Origin of the sequence: Streptomyces niphimycinicus (assembly GCF_018883605.1) — a bacterium.
Classification (GTDB): domain Bacteria; phylum Actinomycetota; class Actinomycetes; order Streptomycetales; family Streptomycetaceae; genus Streptomyces; species Streptomyces niphimycinicus.
Map to the genome: position 1 here is coordinate 1 of NZ_JAHLEM010000467.1, position 18,489 is coordinate 18,489.

3 protein-coding genes are annotated in these 18,489 nt (G+C 73.6%); all 3 read left to right on the top strand.

The window, feature by feature from the left end:
* Positions 1–4,783, top strand: a 4,783-nt coding sequence (locus KN815_RS33005) for an SDR family NAD(P)-dependent oxidoreductase (protein WP_216345530.1), incomplete at its 5' end; no start/stop codon positions are given.
* Positions 4,784–4,824: 41 nt separating this feature from the next.
* A complete protein-coding gene (locus KN815_RS33010) occupies positions 4,825–16,992 on the top strand; it encodes a type I polyketide synthase (protein WP_216345531.1) in 12,168 nt (4,055 codons plus the stop codon).
* A 16-nt stretch (positions 16,993–17,008) separates the two neighbouring features.
* The coding region (locus tag KN815_RS33015) for a type I polyketide synthase (RefSeq protein WP_216345532.1) at positions 17,009–18,489 on the top strand (1,481 nt) is incomplete at its 3' end.

Below are 18,489 nucleotides of genomic sequence, written 5' to 3' on the forward strand. Positions count from 1 at the left end.
GGTGTGGGCGGGGTATGGGGTGCGTCCTGCGGCGGTGGTGGGCCACAGTCAGGGTGAGATCGCGGCTGCGGTGGTCGCGGGAGCGCTGTCTCTGGAAGATGGCGCCAAGGTGGTGGCGCTGCGGAGCAAGGCGTTGCGGCGGTTGGCCGGTGGTGGCGCGATGGCTTCCCTCGGCGTGGGTCAGGTGCGGGCAGGTGAGTTGCTCTCGGGCCTGGGTGATCAGGCCGCCGGAGTAGGGGTGGCGGCTGTCAATGGGCCTTTCTCCACGGTGGTTTCGGGTCCGCCGGAGCAGGTGGCGGCCGCCGTCGCGGCGTGTCAGGGGGCGGGCGAGCGGGCGCGGTTGATCGAGGTGGATTATGCCTCGCATGGTCCTCAGGTGGAGGGGATCCGGGAGGAGCTGAATGAGGTTCTGGGTGGTGTTCGTCCGGTTGTTGGTGGGTCGGATGAGGTGGCGTTCTATTCGACGGTGACCGGTGGGCGGGCGGATGCTTCCATTCTGGACGCGGGTTATTGGGTGTCGAATTTGCGGGAGCGGGTGCGGTTCGCCGATGCGGTCGAGGCGTTGCTGGCGGATGGGCATCGGGTGTTTATCGAGGCCAGTGGCCATCCCGTGTTGACTTTGGGCTTGCAGGAGACGTTCGAGCAGGTGGGTGTGGACGGGGTTGCCGTGCCTACGTTGCGGCGCGATCACGGTGGCCAGGTCCAGCTTCTCCGCTCGCTGGGCGAGGCGTTTATCGCCGGGGTGGAGGTGGACTGGAGGGCCGCGTTCCCGGGCGACCCCACGCCTCGTACGGTCGATCTGCCCACGTACGCCTTCCAGCACCAGCGCTACTGGCTCGACGGCCTCAGCGGCCGGGGTGCCGATCCCACCGACCTCGGCCTGGTCGCCGCGGGGCATCCACTGCTGGGCGCCGCCGTGGAACTCGCCGACGGCCAGGGACATCTGCTGACCGGACGGCTCTCGGCACAGTCCCATGGCTGGCTCGCCGACCATGTGGTGGCGGGCGCGGCGCTGGTGCCCGGGACGGCCCTGGTGGAGTGGGCGTTGCGGGCCGCCGATGAGGTCGGCTGCGGAGGTGTGGAGGAGCTGGCGCTCCAGGTACCGCTTGTGCTGCCACCCCACGGCGGGGTGCGTCTGCAAGTGGTCGTCGGCGGGCCCGGCGCCGATGGCCGACGCGATGTGCGGATGTACTCGCGTCCCGACGACGGTGGCGAGTCGGCGCCCGGGTGGGTGTGTCATGCGGAGGGCGTGCTGAGCCCGCCTCCCGAGGGCCTCGGGCCGGTGGAGGAGTTGGGTGGGGCGTGGCCACCGGCGGGTGCGAAGCCGGTGGACCCCGTGGACTTCTACGCGCACATCGCGGCCTCGGGGTATGCGTACGGCCCGGCCTTCCAGGGGCTGCGCGCCGTGTGGCGGGACGGCGCCGACCTGCTGGCCGAGGTGGCGCTGCCCGAAGCGGCGGGGGAGCGGACGGGATTCGGCATTCACCCGGCGCTGCTCGACGCCGCGCTGCATCCCGTCCTGCTGGCCGAGGGGTCCGCAAGCCACGCCGCCGAGTCGGCCGATGGCCGGGTGTGGCTGCCGTTCACCTGGAACGGAGTGTCGCTGTGGGCGGCCGGGGCGACCACGGTACGGGTGCGGATCTCTCCGTACGAGCCGAGCGCGGAGAGGGAGCGCACGCTGCGGGTGACCGTGGCGGACGCTCTCGGTGCCCCGGTGCTCAGCGCCGACGCGGTGGTGCTGCGATCGGCCGACGCCGATCAGCTACCTACCGCCCAACGCCCAGGCACCGATGGGCTGTTCGTCATGGACTGGGTTCCCTTGCCGGTGCCCGCGCCGCCCAACGGCACCGGGCAGTCCACGGAACACATGGCCGATGACGCCGACTGGGCGGTCCTGGGGCCCGGTGACAGGGCTCCGGCCGGTTCCGCCGCCGTATGCCATCCGGATCCGCAGGCGTTGATCAGCGCGCTCGACCCGGGCGCGCCCGCCCCCGCTGTCGTACTGGCACTTGAGCCCGCCAAACCGGTGGACGCGCGGGGTGGCGGCATCGCGGCCGACGGTCTGGCCTCGGCGGAGCGGGTCCTGGCGCTGCTCCAGGACTGGCTGGCCGAGCCACGCCTGGCCGACGCCCGGTTGGTGGTGACGACGCGTGGCGCCGTCGCGACCGGTGACCCGGATGGATTTGACCCCACGGTCGAGGGCGTGGATGTGGCGGGGGCCGCGGTATGGGGTCTGGTGCGCAGCGCGCAGGCCGAGAACCCCGGCCGTTTCCTGCTGCTCGATCTCGACCCGCACACCGAGGTGTCCGCCCGCCTCGTGGCCGACGCCGTGGCGCGCGCCGTGGAGATGGACGAGTCGCAGTTGGCGCTGCGCGGGGGGCGGGCGCTGATGCCCCGGCTGGTGCGCGCCGCGCCAAGCGCGGGCCTGGTGGCCCCGGTGGGGCCGTCCGCGTGGCGGCTCGGACTCGCGAGCCCCGGGACGGTGGACGGTGTGCGGCCGGTGGCGTGCCCGGAGGTGCTGGAACCTCTGCGGGCGGGCCAGGTGCGGATCGATGTCCACGCGGCGGGCGTCAACTTCCGCGATGCGCTGATCATGTTGGGGATGTACCCAGGTGGCGCGGTGTTCGGTGGCAGTGAGGGTGCCGGTGTGGTGCGGGAGGTCGGCCCCGAGGTGACCCATGTGTCGGTGGGCGACCGGGTGATGGGCCTGTTCGAGGGCGCGTTCGGCCCGCAGGCCGTGGCGGACGCCCGTACGGTCGTCCCCATCCCCGACGGCTGGACCTTCCGGCAGGCAGCCGCGGCCCCCGTGGTGTTCCTCACCGCCTGGTACGGCCTCGTGGAGCTGGGCGGGCTCCGGCCGGGGGAGCGGGTGCTGATCCATGCCGCGACGGGTGGTGTGGGGACGGCCGCGGTGCGGATCGCGCGGCATCTGGGCGCGGAGGTCTTCGCCACGGCGAGTCCGGGGAAGCACGGGGTCCTGGGGGCGATGGGCATCGATGAGGCCCACCGGGCCTCCTCACGCGATCTGGACTTCGAGGAGACATTCCGGGAGGCCACCGGCGGCCGAGGCGTGGACGTGGTGCTCAACAGCCTTGCCGGGGAGTTCGTGGACGCCTCGCTCCGTCTCCTTCGCGAAGGCGGCCGGTTGCTGGAGATGGGCAAGACCGATGTCCGCGACCCGGAGCGGATCGCGGCGGAGTATCCCGGAGTCCGCTATCACGCCTACGACCTGATCGCCGATGCCGGGCCGGACCTTATCGGCCAAATGCTGTGCGAGCTGGGCGAGTTGTTCGCCTCCGGTGTGCTGGAGCCGCCTCCCGTACGGGCGTGGCCGCTCAGCCGGGCGCGTGAGGCGCTGCGGTATCTCAGTCAGGCCAAGCACACCGGCAAGCTGGTCCTGGACGTCCCCGCCCCGGTGGATCCCGGGGGCACGGTGCTCATCACCGGTGGCACGGGCACCCTCGGCAAGCACGTCGCCGAGCACCTCGTCCGCGTCTGGAACATCCGCCATCTGCTGCTGGTGAGCCGCAGCGGTATGGACGCCCCCGGCGCACCGGAGCTGCTGGCCCACCTCACCGACCTGGGGGCCGACGTACGTATCGCCGCCCGCGACATCGGCGATGCCGCCCAGGTGGCCGAAGCCATCGCGGGCATCGACCCGGCGCACCCCCTGACCGGCGTCGTGCACGCGGCGGGCGCGCTGGACGACGCGATGCTGCCCTCGCAGGATCCGAAGCGGCTGGCGCGGGCCTGGGCGGCGAAGGCCGCGGCGGCGGCCGAGCTGCACACCGCCACCGCGCGTCTGCGGCTGGGCATGTTCGTCCTGTTCTCCTCCTTCGCCTCCGATCTCGGCACCCCCGGCCAGGCCAACTACGCCGCTGCCAACGCCTTCTGCGACGCCCTGGCCACCCGCCGCCAGGCGGCCGGGCTCCCCGGGCTGTCGGTGGCCTGGGGACTCTGGGCGGCCACCAGCGGTCTCACCGCGCGGCTGGCCGACGCCGATCTGGCCCGGATCGGCCGTCTGGGCATCAAGGCCAACAGCACCGAGGAGGGGCTGGCGCTGCTGGACGCGGCCTGCCACCACGGCCATCCGCATCTGCTGGCGCTCCACCTGGACACCGGCTCCCTCGCCGCGCAGCCCCCCGTCGCCCTCCCCGCCCCCCTGCGGGCCCTCGCCACCGTCGGCGGCAGCGGGCGGGCCCGGCCCACGGCGGCCGCCGGTGGGCAGACCACCGACTGGGCGGGCCGACTCCGGGGGCTGCCGTCCACCGAACAGCACCGGCTGCTGCTCAACCTGGTGCGTACCCAGGCGGCCACGGTGCTCGGCCACGCCGATCCGGGTGTGGTGCAGCCGGACGCGTCGTTCAAGGACCTCGGCTTCGACTCGCTGACCGCCGTGGAGCTGCGCAACCGGCTGGCCGCGGCCACCGGACTGCGGCTGCCCGCGGCCCTCGTCTTCGACCACCCGGAGGCGGCGGTGCTGGCCGAGCATTTGCGCCAGGAGCTCTCGCCGGACGGTGAGCCGGGCGCCCGGGGCCCCGGCGTACCCCAGCCCCATCCCGTCCTCAACGAGCTGGTCAGGCTGGAGAACAGCCTGTCGGCCGTCGTCGTCGAGGACGTGGACTCCGGCGCGGTCACCGCCCGGCTGGAGACCTTGCTGTCCAAGTGGAAGGCGATGTGCTCGCCGGCGGAGGCGGACGACGGCAATGCCGTGGAGCGGTTGCAGGTGGCGACCGCCGATCAGGTTCTGGAATTCATCGACAACGAACTTGGCCTGTCATGAACAACGTGGCGCGCCCTTCGCTGAAGGCCGGGTGACCCTCTGTGACGCATGCTAATGAAGAGAAGCTGGTCGACTATCTGAGGCGAGTGGCAGGCGATCTGCACGAAACGCGTCAGCGGCTGCGCGAGTTGGAGGACCGCTCCCAGGAGCCGGTGGCCGTGGTCGGCATGGCCTGCCGCTATCCGGGCGGGGCCGACTCGCCCGAGAAGCTGTGGCGGCTTCTCGCCTCCGGCGCGCACGCCATGGGGGAGTTTCCGGCCGACCGCGGCTGGGACCTGGAGGGACTCTTCCACCCGGACCCGGACCACCCCGGCACCAGCCATGCCCGCGAGGGCGGTTTCCTCTACGACGCCGACCGGTTCGACCCCGAGTTCTTCGGGATCAGCCCGCGCGAGGCGCTGGCCATCGACCCGCAGCAGCGGCTGTTGCTGGAGGTGGCCTGGGAGCTGCTCGAACGCGCCGGAATCGACCCGCTCTCGCTGAAGGGCACCTCGACGGGGGTGTACGCCGGGACCGCGCTTCCCGGCTTCGGCACCCCGCACATCGAGAAGAGCGCCGAGGGCTATCTGGTCACGGGCAACGCGCCCAGTGTGCTCTCCGGCCGGGTGGCGTACACCCTCGGTCTGGAGGGACCCGCGGTCACGGTGGACACCGCGTGCTCGTCCTCGCTGGTGTCGATGCATCTGGCCGGTCAGGCGCTGCGGCAGGGCGAATGCACGCTGGCCCTGGCCGGCGGGGTGACGGTGATGGCCATCCCGAACGTCTTCACCGAGTTCTCCCGGCAGCGCGGGCTGGCGCCCGACGGCCGGTGCAAGGCGTTCTCCGCCGACGCCGACGGCACCGCCTTCTCCGAGGGCGTCGGCCTGGTGCTGCTGGAGCGGCTGTCCGACGCACGCCGCAACGGCCATCAGGTGCTCGCGGTGATCCGGGGCTCGGCCATCAACCAGGACGGCGCCTCCAACGGTCTGACCGCGCCCAACGGCCCCTCCCAACAGCGCGTCATCCTCCAGGCGTTGGCGAACGCACGACTGTCCCCGGCCGAGGTGGACGTGGTGGAGGCCCATGGCACCGGAACCCGCCTCGGCGATCCCATCGAAGCCCATGCGCTGCTCACCACCTACGGGCGGGACCGGTCCGAGGACCGGCCGCTGTGGCTGGGATCGGTCAAGTCCAACATCGGGCACACCCAGGGCGCCGCGGGCGTGGCCGGCGTCATCAAGATGATCATGGCGATGCGGCAGGAGACGCTGCCCGCCACTTTGCACGTCGGCCGGCCCACGCCCCATGTCGCCTGGGACACCGGCGCCGTGCGCCTGCTCACCGAAGCCGTCGACTGGCCGCGCGGCGAGCGGCCCCGCCGGGCGGCGGTGTCCTCCTTCGGCATCTCCGGGACCAACGCCCATCTACTGCTCGAACAGCCCCCCGCCGACGAGCCCTCCGCTCCGGATCGGACTCCCGGCCCGACCGCCGTGGACACCGCGGCACCGGTCGGCCGCGTGGTGCCGTGGGTGCTGCCCTGGGTGGTGTCCGCCCGCACCGACCAGGCGTTACGCGACCAGGCCGAGGCACTCGCCGCACATCTCACCGCCCACCCCGGGCTGTCCGTGGCCGATGTGGGCTGGTCGCTCGCCCGGACCCGCTCGGCCTTCGAACACCGGGCCGTGGCCATCGGCGAGGACCGCGACGAACTGCTGGCCGCCGTGCGGGCCCTGGCCGAGGGCCGGAGCCACCCCGGGCTGACCCGAGCCACCGCGTCGGCCCGCTCCGGCGGCACCGCCTTCATGTTCACCGGGCAGGGCAGCCAGCGGCCCGGTATGGGCCGTGAGCTGTACCGGACCTTCGATGTGTTCGCCACCGCCCTCGACGACGCCTGCGCTCATCTGGACCCGCTACTCGGCCACCCGCTGCGCGACACCCTCTTCGCGGCCGAGGACACCGACCAGGCGCGGGCGCTGCACGGCACCGGTGTGACCCAGGCGGCCCTCTTCGCCCTGGAGACCGCGCTCTTCCGGCTCGTCGAGTCGTTCGGCCTCACCCCGTCGTTCCTCACCGGCCACTCCGTCGGCGAGCTGGTGGCCGCCCATGTGGCGGGCGTGCTGTCCCTCCCCGACGCCTGCGAGCTGGTGGCCGCCCGCGGCCGGCTGATGCAGGCGCTGCCGTCCGGCGGCGCCATGGCCGCCATCGAGGCCACCGAGGAACAGGTCCTTCCCCTGCTCACCGGCCGCGAGGACCGTGTGGCGCTCGCCGCGGTCAACGGCCCCACCTCGGTGGTCGTATCCGGAGCCGCGCAAGACGTCGACGAGATCGCCCGCACCCTGAAGGAGCGGGGGCACCGCACCAAGCGGCTCCGCGTCAGCCACGCCTTCCACTCGCCCCTGCTCCATCCCATGCTCGACGACTTCCGCGACGTGGCGCGGCGGCTCACCTACCACGCACCGCGCATCCCGGTGATCTCCAACGTCACCGGCCGGCCGGCCGACCCCGAGCTGCTCCGCGACCCCGAGTACTGGATAGGCCACGTCAGCGCGCCCGTACGGTTCCACGACGGTCTGCGCACCCTGCACGGCGAAGGCGTGACGCGCTACCTCGAACTCGGCCCGGACGCCGTCCTCACCACCATGGCCCAGGACGCCCTGGCCGCCGCGACCTCCACCGCCGATGGCTCCGACGCGCCCGAGGACCCCGCCACTCCTGACACCGCCCCCGTGTTCGCCACCGCCCTGCGCCCGGGCCGCGACGAGCCCCGTACGCTGCTGACCGCGCTCGCCCTGACGCACATCGACGGCGCCACGGTCGACTTCGCCGCCGCCCTCCCCACGGACGCGGTCCGTGTCGACCTGCCCACCTACCGGTTCCAGCGGCAGCGGTACTGGCGGCCCGTCCCGAACGCCACCGCCGACGTACGCGCCGTCGGCCTCGGCCCGACCGGCCATCCCCTGCTCCAGGCCGCCGTGGAGACACCCGACGGCGGGCTGCTGCTCACGGGCAGGCTGTCCCCGCACACCCACGCCTGGCTCGCCGACCACACCATCGGGGGCAGCGTGCCCCTGCCCGGTACGGCCCTGCTGGAGCTGGCCCTCCTCGCCGCCGCGCACACCGGCTGCCAACTGCTCGACGACCTCACCCTGGAGACCCCGCTGATCCTGCCCGCCTCCGGCGCGGTACGGATCCAGCTCGCCGTCACCGCGCCCGACGAGACCGGACGACGGACCGTCACCCTCGCCTCCCGCCCCGCCGACGAGGGCGGCGACGCCCTGGACGCCCCGGCCGCCTGGCGCCACCACGCCACCGGCGTACTGGCCGACCAGGTCACGCCACCGCCCGACGACGAACCTTCGGCCATGGCCTGGCCACCCGCCTTGGCCGCCCCGGTCGACGTGGCGGACCTGTACGAGCGGCTGACCGCGCAGGGCTACACCTACGGGCCCGCCTTCCGCGGCCTGCACACCGCATGGCGGCTCGGCGAGGAGATGTTCGCCGAGGTACGTCTGGCCCCGGAACAGCGCGGCGAGGCCGACGGCTACGGACTGCACCCCGCCCTGCTCGACAGCGCCCTGCACCCGGTGGAAGAGCTGTTCGGCGGCGACCACACGCCGGACGGCGCCGAGGGCACCGTCAGACTGCCGTTCTCCTTCAGCGGGGTACGGCTCTTCGCCACCGGCGCCACCCGGCTGCGCGTGCGCATCACCCCCACCGCCCCGGACACCATCAGGCTGCGGCTGACCGACGACCACGGCGCGCCCGTTGCCACCATCGACGCCCTCGGGCTGCGGGAGGTCTCCGCCGGCCGCTGGCGCGCCGCCCGCGCCGCCACGGCCGACACCCCGCTGTACCGCCTGGACTGGCAGCCGTATCCGCTCTCCGCCGACCCGGCCTCGTCCACGGCGAGTTGGGCGATGGTCGGATCCCAAAATCCGGTCCCGGACCTCCCGGCCCATCCGGACCTGGCCGCCCTGCGGGCCGCCCTCGACGGTGGACAGTCCGCCCCCGACATCGTCGTCCTCGCATGCCCCGGCGCACCGGACACCGCAACACCCCCGGACGAGACGCCCGCCCGTGTTCGCGCGGCGGTCCACCACGTCCTCGGCGCGCTGCGCACCTGGCTGACCGACGAGCGGTTCAGCGGGGCCCGGCTGGTCATCGCCACCCGTGGCGCGGTCGCCACCGGCCCCGGGGACGGGCCCGCCGACCTGGCCGCCGCGCCCGTATGGGGCCTGGTCCGCGCCGCCCAGGCCGAGCACCCGGAACGCATCCTGCTGCTCGACCTGGACGACGACACCGCGTCGCGCGATGTCCTGCGCACCGCCCTTCCAGCCGTTGTCGACGGTGCCGAATCCGAGGTGGCGGTACGGGCCGGAACGGCCCATGTGCCCCGTCTGGTCACCGTCCGCCCCGACCAGGACACCCCGCCCCGCGCCCCCCATCAGGACACGACGCCCCGCGCCCTCGACCCGGACGGCACGGCGCTGATCACCGGTGGCACCGGAGCGCTGGGCCGGCTGGTCGCCCGGCATCTGGTCACCGCACACGGCGTCCGCCATCTGCTGCTGGTCAGCCGGCGCGGGGGCATCACGGAGGACATCGACGCCTTCGCGGACGAACTGACCGCGCTGGGCGCGGCGGACGTAAGCATCGCCGCGTGTGACGCCGCCGACCCCGAGGCGCTGGCCGCGCTGCTCGCCACCCTCCCCGCGGCGCATCCGCTGACGGCCGTCGTCCACGCCGCGGGGGTGCTCGACGACGGTGTGGTCACCGCCATGACACCCGAGCAACTCGATGCCGTACTGGCACCGAAGCTGGACGCGGCATGGCATCTGCACCGGCTGACCCGGGACATGGATCCGGCCGCGTTCGTGATGTTCTCCTCCGCCGCCTCCATCATGGGCAACGGCGGCCAGGCCAACTACGCCGCGGCCAATATGTTCCTCAACGCACTCGCCGAGCACCGCCGCGCCGAGGGGCGGACGGCCCATACGCTGGCCTGGGGGCTGCTGGCGTCCGCAGGTGGCATGACCGGCCACCTGGACGACGCCGACCTCGCCCGGATGGCCCGCTCCGGGATCGCCCCCGTCTCCAACGAGCAGGCGCTCACGCTGCTCGACACGGCGCTCACCACCGACCACCCCACCCTCGTCCCCGCGCGCTTCGACCTCGCGGCGCTGCGCACCCGGGCCGCCGCCGGACCCCTTCCGCCCGTGCTACGGCGGCTGGTGCACGTCCCGGCAAAGGCCGTGCGGAACACCGGGACGGCATCCTTGTCCGGGCGGCTCGCCGGGCTGTCCACCGAGGAGCAGGACCGGCTCATCGGAGAGCTGGTACGCGACCAGGTCGCCACCGTGCTGGCCCACCCCGCGCCGGAGGCCATCGAACTGGGCAGGGCGTTCCAGGACCTCGGCTTCGACTCGCTGACGGCGCTGGACCTGCGCAACCGGCTCAACGCGGCCACCGGCACCCGGATCCCGGCCACCGTCATCTTCGACTATCCGACCCCCGACGCCCTGGTGCGCTTCCTGCGCGAGCGGCTGGTCGGCGCACCGGCCGAGACACCGCCTCCGCCGACGGCCACTGCGGTGGCGGCCGACGACGACCCGATCGCCATCGTCGGCATGGCCTGCCGCTATCCGGGCGGCGTCGGCTCCCCCGAGGAACTGTGGCGGCTGGTGGCCGAGGGCGCGGACGCGATCGGGGAGTTCCCCGCGGACCGCGGCTGGGACCTCGCGGGCCTCTTCGACCCCGACCCGGACCACACCGGCACCAGCTACGCCCGCGAGGGCGGATTCCTCTACGAGGCCCCGCGGTTCGACGCCGAGTTCTTCGGGATCTCCCCGCGCGAGGCGCTGGCCACCGACCCCCAGCAGCGGCTGCTCCTGGAGACCGCGTGGCAGGCGTTCGAGAACGCGGGCATCGACCCGGTGAGCCTGCGGGGCAGCCGCAGCGCGGTGATCACCGGGGTCATGTACGACGACTATGGCAGCCGCTTCCTGGGCCGCACCCCGGAGGGCGTCGAGGGCCGGCTGATGACCGGCAGCACACCGAGCATCGCCTCCGGCCGGGTGGCGTTCACCTTCGGCCTGGAGGGGCCCGCGGTGACGGTGGACACGGCGTGTTCCTCGTCGCTGGTGGCCATGCACTTCGCGGCACAGGCCCTGCGGCAGGGGGAATGCACTCTGGCCCTGGCCGGCGGGGTGACCGTGATGGCCACGCCGAACACCTTCGTGGAGTTCTCGCGGCAGCGCGGACTGGCCCCGGACGGCCGCTGCAAGCCGTTCGCCGCGGCGGCCGACGGCACCGGCTGGGGCGAGGGCATCGGCCTGCTCGTCCTGGAGCGGCTGTCGGACGCGCGCCGCAACGGCCGTGAGGTGCTGGCGGTGATCCGCGGGTCGGCCGTCAACCAGGACGGCGCCTCCAACGGTCTGACCGCGCCCAACGGGCCGTCCCAGCAGCGGGTGATCCGCCAGGCCCTGGCCACCGCACGCCTCTCCCCGGCGGACGTCGATGTGGTGGAGGCTCATGGCACGGGCACCACGCTCGGCGACCCCATCGAGGCCCAGGCGCTGCTGGCCACGTACGGGCAGGAGCGGCCGGAGGGACGTCCGCTGTGGCTCGGTTCCATCAAGTCGAACATCGGCCACACGCAGGCCGCCGCGGGCGTGGCGGGTGTGATCAAGATGGTGATGGCGATGCGCCACGGCCGGTTGCCCGCCTCCCTGCACATCGACGCACCCAGCCCGCATGTGGAATGGGACGAGGACGGAGTGCGGCTGCTGACCGAGGCGGTCGAGTGGCCACGGGGCGAGCGGCGGCCCCGGCGCGCGGGTGTCTCCTCCTTCGGCATCAGCGGCACCAACGCCCATGTGATCCTCGAACAGGCCCCCGACCAGGCCCGACACACCGAGCGCGACCCCGATTCCGATGGCCCCCGGGTGGTGCCCTGGGTGCTGTCCGCGCGGGGCGCCGAGGCGCTGCGGGACCAGGCGCGGGCGCTGGCCGCGCAACTGGCCACCGACCCCATGGCCTCGCCCGTCGAGGTGGGCTGGTCGCTCATCCGCTCCCGCACCCTCTTCGACCACCGCGCGGTGGTGGTCGGCGAGAGCCGAGCCGAACTGACCGCTGCTGTCGAGGCGTTGGCGGCCGACGAGACCCACCCGGGCGTGGTGCATACGGGCACGGCCGCCGCCACGGGTGGCGCGGGCCCGGTGCTGGTCTTCCCCGGGCAGGGCTCGCAGTGGATCGGGATGGGTGCCGGACTGCTGGACGCCTCACCGGTGTTCGCCGCCCGGGTGGCGGAGTGCGAACGAGCGCTCGCACCCCACGTCGACTGGTCGCTCACCGACGTGCTGCGCGGCGTGGACGGCGCGGGCGATCTCAGCCGGGTGGATGTGGTGCAGCCCGTCCTGTGGGCGGTGATGGTGTCCCTCGCCGCCGTATGGGCGGGCCACGGAGTGCGGCCCGCCGCCGTCGTGGGCCACAGCCAGGGCGAGATCGCCGCCGCCTGCGTGGCCGGGGCGCTCACCGTGGCGGACGGCGCCCGGATCGTGGCCCTGCGCAGCCGCGCGCTGCGCCAACTGGCCGGTGGCGGGGCCATGGCATCCCTCGGTGTGGGTGAGGAACAGGCCACGGGGCTGCTGTCCGGGCTCGGCGGCCGCGCCGCCGCCGTGGTCGTGGCCGCCGTGAACGGCCCCGCCTCCACTGTGGTGTCCGGGCCGCCGGAGCAGGTGGCCGCCACCGTCGCCGCCTGCCGTGACCTCGGGGAACGCGCCCGGACGATCGAGGTGGACTACGCCTCGCACAGTCCCCAGGTCGACGAGATCGCCGAGGAACTCACCGAGCTGCTGAGGGGAGTTGAGCCGGTCGGCGGGTCCGGGTCCGGCGTGGTGTTCTACTCCACCGTGACCGGTGGCCGGGCCGATGCCTCCGTCCTGGACACGGGCTATTGGGTGCGGAATCTGCGCGAGCGGGTGCGGTTCGCCGAGACGATTCAGGCGCTGCTGGCCGATGGCCACCGGGTGTTCATCGAGGCCAGCACCCACCCCGTCCTCACGGTCGGCATGCAGGAGAGCTTCGAGGAGGCGGGCGTTCCCGCCGCCACCGTACCCACCCTGCGCCGGGACCACGGCGACCTCGCCCAGTTGGTGCGCTCGCTCGCCCAGGCGTTCACCGCGGGGGCCGACGTCGACTGGACCACCCTGTTCCCCGCCGACCCCGCGCCCCGTACGGTGCCGCTGCCCACCTACGCCTTCCAGCGCGAGCGCTACTGGCTCGAAGCCACCGCCAACCGGGGCGGCGATCCCGTCGACCTCGGCCTGGTCTCCGCCGATCACCCGCTGCTCGGCGCGGCCGTGGAACTCGCCGACGGCAGCACCCATCTGCTCACCGGACGGCTGACGGCCGGCGGCGGCGAGGGCTGGCTCGGCGAACACGTGGTGGCGGGCGCCCGGCTGGTGCCGGGCGCGGCCCAGGTCGAATGGGCGCTGCGGGCCGCCGACGAGGCGGGCTGCGGCACGGTCGAGGAACTCGCCCTGCAAGTCCCGCTCGTCCTCCCCGACACCGGCGGGCTGCGCGTCCAGGTGGTGGTGGGCGAGGCCGCCGCCGACGGCCGCCGCGAGGTACGGGTGTACTCCCGGCCCGACCGCGATGCCGAAACCACTACGGATCCGGTCTGGGTGTGCCACGCGGTCGGCGTGCTCGGCCCGCACGGCGAACCGGCGCCACAGCCCAACGGGGTTTGGCCCCCGGCGGGCGCGGAGCCGGTGGACACGGACGGCTTCTACGAGCGCGCCGAGGCCGCTGGATACGGCTACGGGCCCGCCTTCCAGGGCGTACGGAAGCTGTGGCGCGACGGCGCGGATGTGCTGGCCGAGGTGGCGCTCCCGGAAGCGGCGGGCGACCGGGCCGGATTCGGCATCCACCCGGCGCTGCTGGACGCCGCGCTGCACCCGGCGTTCCTCCTCGACCGGCCCGGGCAGGAGAACGAGGATGGCCGGGTGTGGCTGCCGTTCACCTGGAACGGGGTGTCGCTGTGGGCCGCCGGAGCGACCACCGTACGCGTCCGGCTGTCCCCGCGTGAGCAGGGCACGGACGGCGAGCGGGCGCTGCGGCTGACCGTGGCCGACGCCGTCGGCGACCCGGTCCTGACCGTCGACTCGCTGGTGCTGCGCCCCGCCCGTACGGATCAGTTGCGGACCGCGGGCCGGGGCACCGTGGACGGACTGTTCACCCTCGACTGGATCCCGCTCCCCGAGGCGGCGCCCGGCACCGACACGGGGCTGCCCGAGCCGGTGGCGGGGGACGGCGGCTGGGTGGCGCTGGGCTCCGGGGGCGCGCAGTTGGGCTTGTTGCCGGGCGTGGTCCGTCACCCGGACCTGGAGTCGCTGCTCGCAGCACTCGACGCCGGAACACCCGCGCCCTCGGTGGCGCTGACCGCCGTACCGGCCTCGACGACGGCCGCGGACATCGGCGCCGCCGAAGCCGATGCCCTGGCGGCCGTGCGACAGACCCTGGAGCTGCTGCGGGGCTGGCTGGCCGAACCCCGGCTGGCCGAGAGCCGTTTGGCCCTGGTGACACACGGCTCCGTCGCGGCCGGTGGCCTGGTGGCGGAGGACTCCGGCGCCGGGGCCGTGGACGCGGCCGGTGCCGCGGTGTGGGGGCTGCTGCGCAGCGCACAGGCGGAGAACCCGGAGCGGTTCATCCTGCTCGACCGCGATCCGCACGGCGCGCCCGACGCCGGCGAGATCGGCGCGGCGGTGCTGGACGGTGTGCTGAGGGCCGTCGCCCTGGACGAACCGCAGGTGGCGGTGGGCTCCGGCCGGGTGTGGGCGCCCCGTCTGATCCGCGCGGGCGGCCCCGGCAGCGGTGGCCTGGTGGGCCCGGTGGGAGAGCCCGCGTGGCGGCTCGCCGTGCGGGGCGCGTCCACCGTGGACAATGTGACACCCGTGCCGTGCCCCGAGGCGCTGGAGCCGCTCGGGCCGGGAGAGGTCCGGATCGCGGTGCACGCGGCGGGCATGAACTTCCGCGATGCGCTGATCGTCGTCGGGATGTACCCCGGAGGCGGGGTGTTCCGCGGCAGCGAGGGCGCGGGCATCGTCGTGGACATCGGCGCGGAGGTGACCGGGCTCGCGGTGGGCGACCGGGTCATGGGCCTGTTCGAGGGCGCGTTCGGCCCCTGGGCGGTCGCGGACGCGCGCATGGTCGTGCCGATCCCCGACGGCTGGAGCTTCCGGCAGGCCGCCGCCGTACCGGTGGTGTTCCTCACCGCCTGGTACGGGCTGGTCGACCTGGCCGGGCTGCGGGACGGCGAAACGGTGCTGATCCACGCCGCGACCGGTGGCGTAGGCATGGCGGCGGTGCAGATCGCCCGCCACTTGGGCGCTGAGGTCTATGCAACGGCCGGCCCCGGCAAGCACGGGGTGCTCGAGGAGATGGGCATCGACCAGGCGCATCGCGCCTCCTCGCGCGATCTGGACTTCGAGGAGGTGTTCCGCGAGGCCACCGCCGGGCGTGGCGTCGATGTGGTGCTCAACAGCCTCGCCGGGCCGTATGTCGACGCCTCCCTGCGGCTGCTGGCCGACGGCGGACGGCTCTCCGAGATGGGCAAGACCGACATCCGCGATCCGGAACACCTCACGGCCATGCATCCGGGCATCCGCTATCGAGCCTTCGACCTGGTGCCCGACGCCGGGCCGGACCGTATCGGGGAGATGCTGGGCGAACTGAGCGCGCTGTTCGCGGCCGGAGTGCTGCGGCCCGCCCCCGTACGCCCCTGGCCGCTCAGCCGGGCAAGGGACGCGCTACGGCAACTCAGCCAGGCCCGGCACACCGGCAAGCTGGTGCTCGACGTACCCGCCGCGGTCGACCCGGACGGCACGGTGCTGATCACGGGCGGCACCGGCACCCTGGGCGCCTACATCGCCGAACACCTCGTCCGCACCTGGGGGATCGGGCAACTGCTGCTGGTGAGCAGGCGCGGGCCGGACGCTCCTGGAGCCCGCGACCTGGCCGCCCGGCTGGCGGAACTGGGCGCGCGGGTGCGCCTCGCGACGGCGGATGTCACCGACGCCAAGGCGGTGGCGGAGCTGGTGGCGGGCATCGACCCCGAGCATCCGCTGACCGGAGTCATCCACGCCACCGGTGTGCTGGACGACGCGGTGGTGACCTCGCAGACCCCCGAACGGCTGGCGCGGGTCTGGACCGCCAAGGCCACGGCCGCGGCCCATCTGCACACGGCCACGGCCCATCTGCGGCTCGGCATGTTCGTCCTCTTCTCCTCCGCCGCGGGCACACTCGGCAGCCCCGGACAGGCCAACTACGCGGCGGCCAACGCCTTTTGTGACGCACTCGCCGCCCACCGCCGGGCCGCCGGGTTGCCCGGCGTATCGGTCGCCTGGGGCCTGTGGGCCGACGCCAGCGGGATGACCGGACACCTGGCCGAGGCGGATCTGGCCCGGATGTCCCGTACCGGCGTCGCCGCCCTGAGCACCCGGCACGGTCTGGCCCTGCTCGACGCCGCCGTCCAGCACGGCGGTGCCCATCTGGTCGCCGCTCACGTGGACACCCGCACCCTCGCCGGGCTGCCCGCCGACAGCCTGCCCGCCACGCTGCGAGCCCTGGCCGCCACGGGCGGCGGCGGTGGCGGCACGGGACGGCGCACCGCGGCGGCGGCCGGGGAAGGCCGCCAGGTCGACTGGGGCGCCCGGCTCGCCGGCCTGTCCACGGCCGAACGGCACCGACTCGTGCTCAACCTGGTCCGAGGCCACGCCGCCACGGTCCTCGGACACGCCGATGTGGACGCAGTGCAGGCCGAGGCCAGCTTCAAGGAGCTGGGCTTCGACTCCCTGACCGCCGTCGAACTGCGCAACCGGCTCGCCGCCGCCACCGGTCTGCGGCTGCCCGCCGCGCTCGTCTTCGACTATCCGGAAGCGGCCGTGCTCGCCGACTACCTGCTGGAACGGCTCGCACCCGGCGACGGAGCCACGCCGGGCCGGGACGCCGTCGACCCGGTCCTGGGCGAGCTGGCCAGGCTGGACACCACCTTGGCCGGCCTCGTCACGGACGACGAAGGCCGGCAGCGGATCGCCAAACGGCTGGGCGCCTTGCTGGCGACATGGAACGGCGGCGGGTCCGGCGCCCCCGCCGACGCGACCGACTTCGACGCCCTCGAAGCCGCCTCTGATGACGAGATGTTCGAGCTCATTGACCGTGAACTGCCCTGATGGAGGCGCGGAACTGATGTCGGGTACCGAAGAGAAGCTCCGCCAGTACCTCAAGAAGGTCACGGCCGATCTGGGGCAGACACGTCGGCGGCTTCGCGAGATGGAGGACCGGGCACAGGAGCCGGTGGCCATCGTGAGCATGGCCTGCCGGTTCCCCGGCGGGATCGCCTCGCCCGAGGACCTGTGGGAGCTGGTTGCCTCGCGCGGGGACGCGATCGGGGAGTTTCCCACCAACCGCGGCTGGCGTCCCGAGGCCCTCTACCACCCGGACCCCGACCACTCCGGCACCAGCTACGTCCGCCACGGCGGATTCCTGGACCGGGCCGACGGCTTCGACGCCGCCTTCTTCGGCATCAGCCCGCGCGAGGCCCTGGCGGCCGAGCCCCAGCAGCGCCAACTGCTGGAAGTCTCGTGGGAGTTGCTCGAACGCGCCGGAATCGACCCCACCTCACTGAAGGGCACCCCCACCGGGGTCTACGCGGGCGCCGGCATTCTCGGCTTCGGCACCCCGCAGATCGAAAAGAGCGCGGAAGGATATCTGCTCACCGGAAACACCCTGAGCGTCGTCTCCGGCCGGGTGGCCTTCACCCTCGGCCTGGAGGGACCCGCGGTGACGGTGGACACCGCCTGCTCGTCATCCCTGGTCGCGATGCATCTCGCCTGCCAGGCGCTGCGCCAGGGCGAATGCACCCTCGCCCTGGCCGGTGGCGTGACCGTGATGACCACCCCGAACACCTTTGTGGAATTCTCCCGCCAGCGCGGCCTCGCCCCCGACGGCCGCTGCAAGCCCTTCGCCGCCGCGGCCGACGGCACCGGCTTCTCGGAGGGCGTCGGGCTCCTGCTGCTGGAGCGGCTCTCCGACGCACGGCGCAACGGCCATCAGGTACTCGCCGTGATCCGTGGCTCGGCCGTCAACCAGGACGGCGCGTCCAACGGGCTGACCGCGCCCAACGGCCCATCCCAGCAGCGGGTGATCCGCCAGGCACTGATCAACGCCCAGCTTTCCTCCGCCGAGGTGGACGCGGTGGAGGCACATGGCACGGGCACCACACTCGGCGACCCGATCGAAGCGGAGGCGCTGCTCGCCGCGTACGGCCAGGACCGGCCGGAGGACCGGCCGCTCTGGCTCGGTTCGCTGAAGTCCAACATCGGCCATACGCAAGGTGCGGCGGGTGTGGCCGGTGTGATCAAGATGGTGATGGCACTGCGCCATGAACTGCTGCCCGCCACGCTGTACGTCGATGAGCCGACCCCGCACGCGGACTGGTCCGGCGGCGCGGTGCGGCTGCTCACGGAGCCGGTGGAGTGGCCGGACGGGGAGCGGCCGCGCCGGGCCGGTGTCTCCGCGTTCGGGATCAGCGGCACCAATGCGCATGTGATCGTGGAGCAGGGGCTCGAGGAGGTTGCGCCGCAGGTGGGGGTGGATGCCTCTGGTGTGGGTGGGGTGGTGCCGTGGGTGGTGTCGGGGCGTAGTGCGGAGGCGTTGCGGGGGCAGGC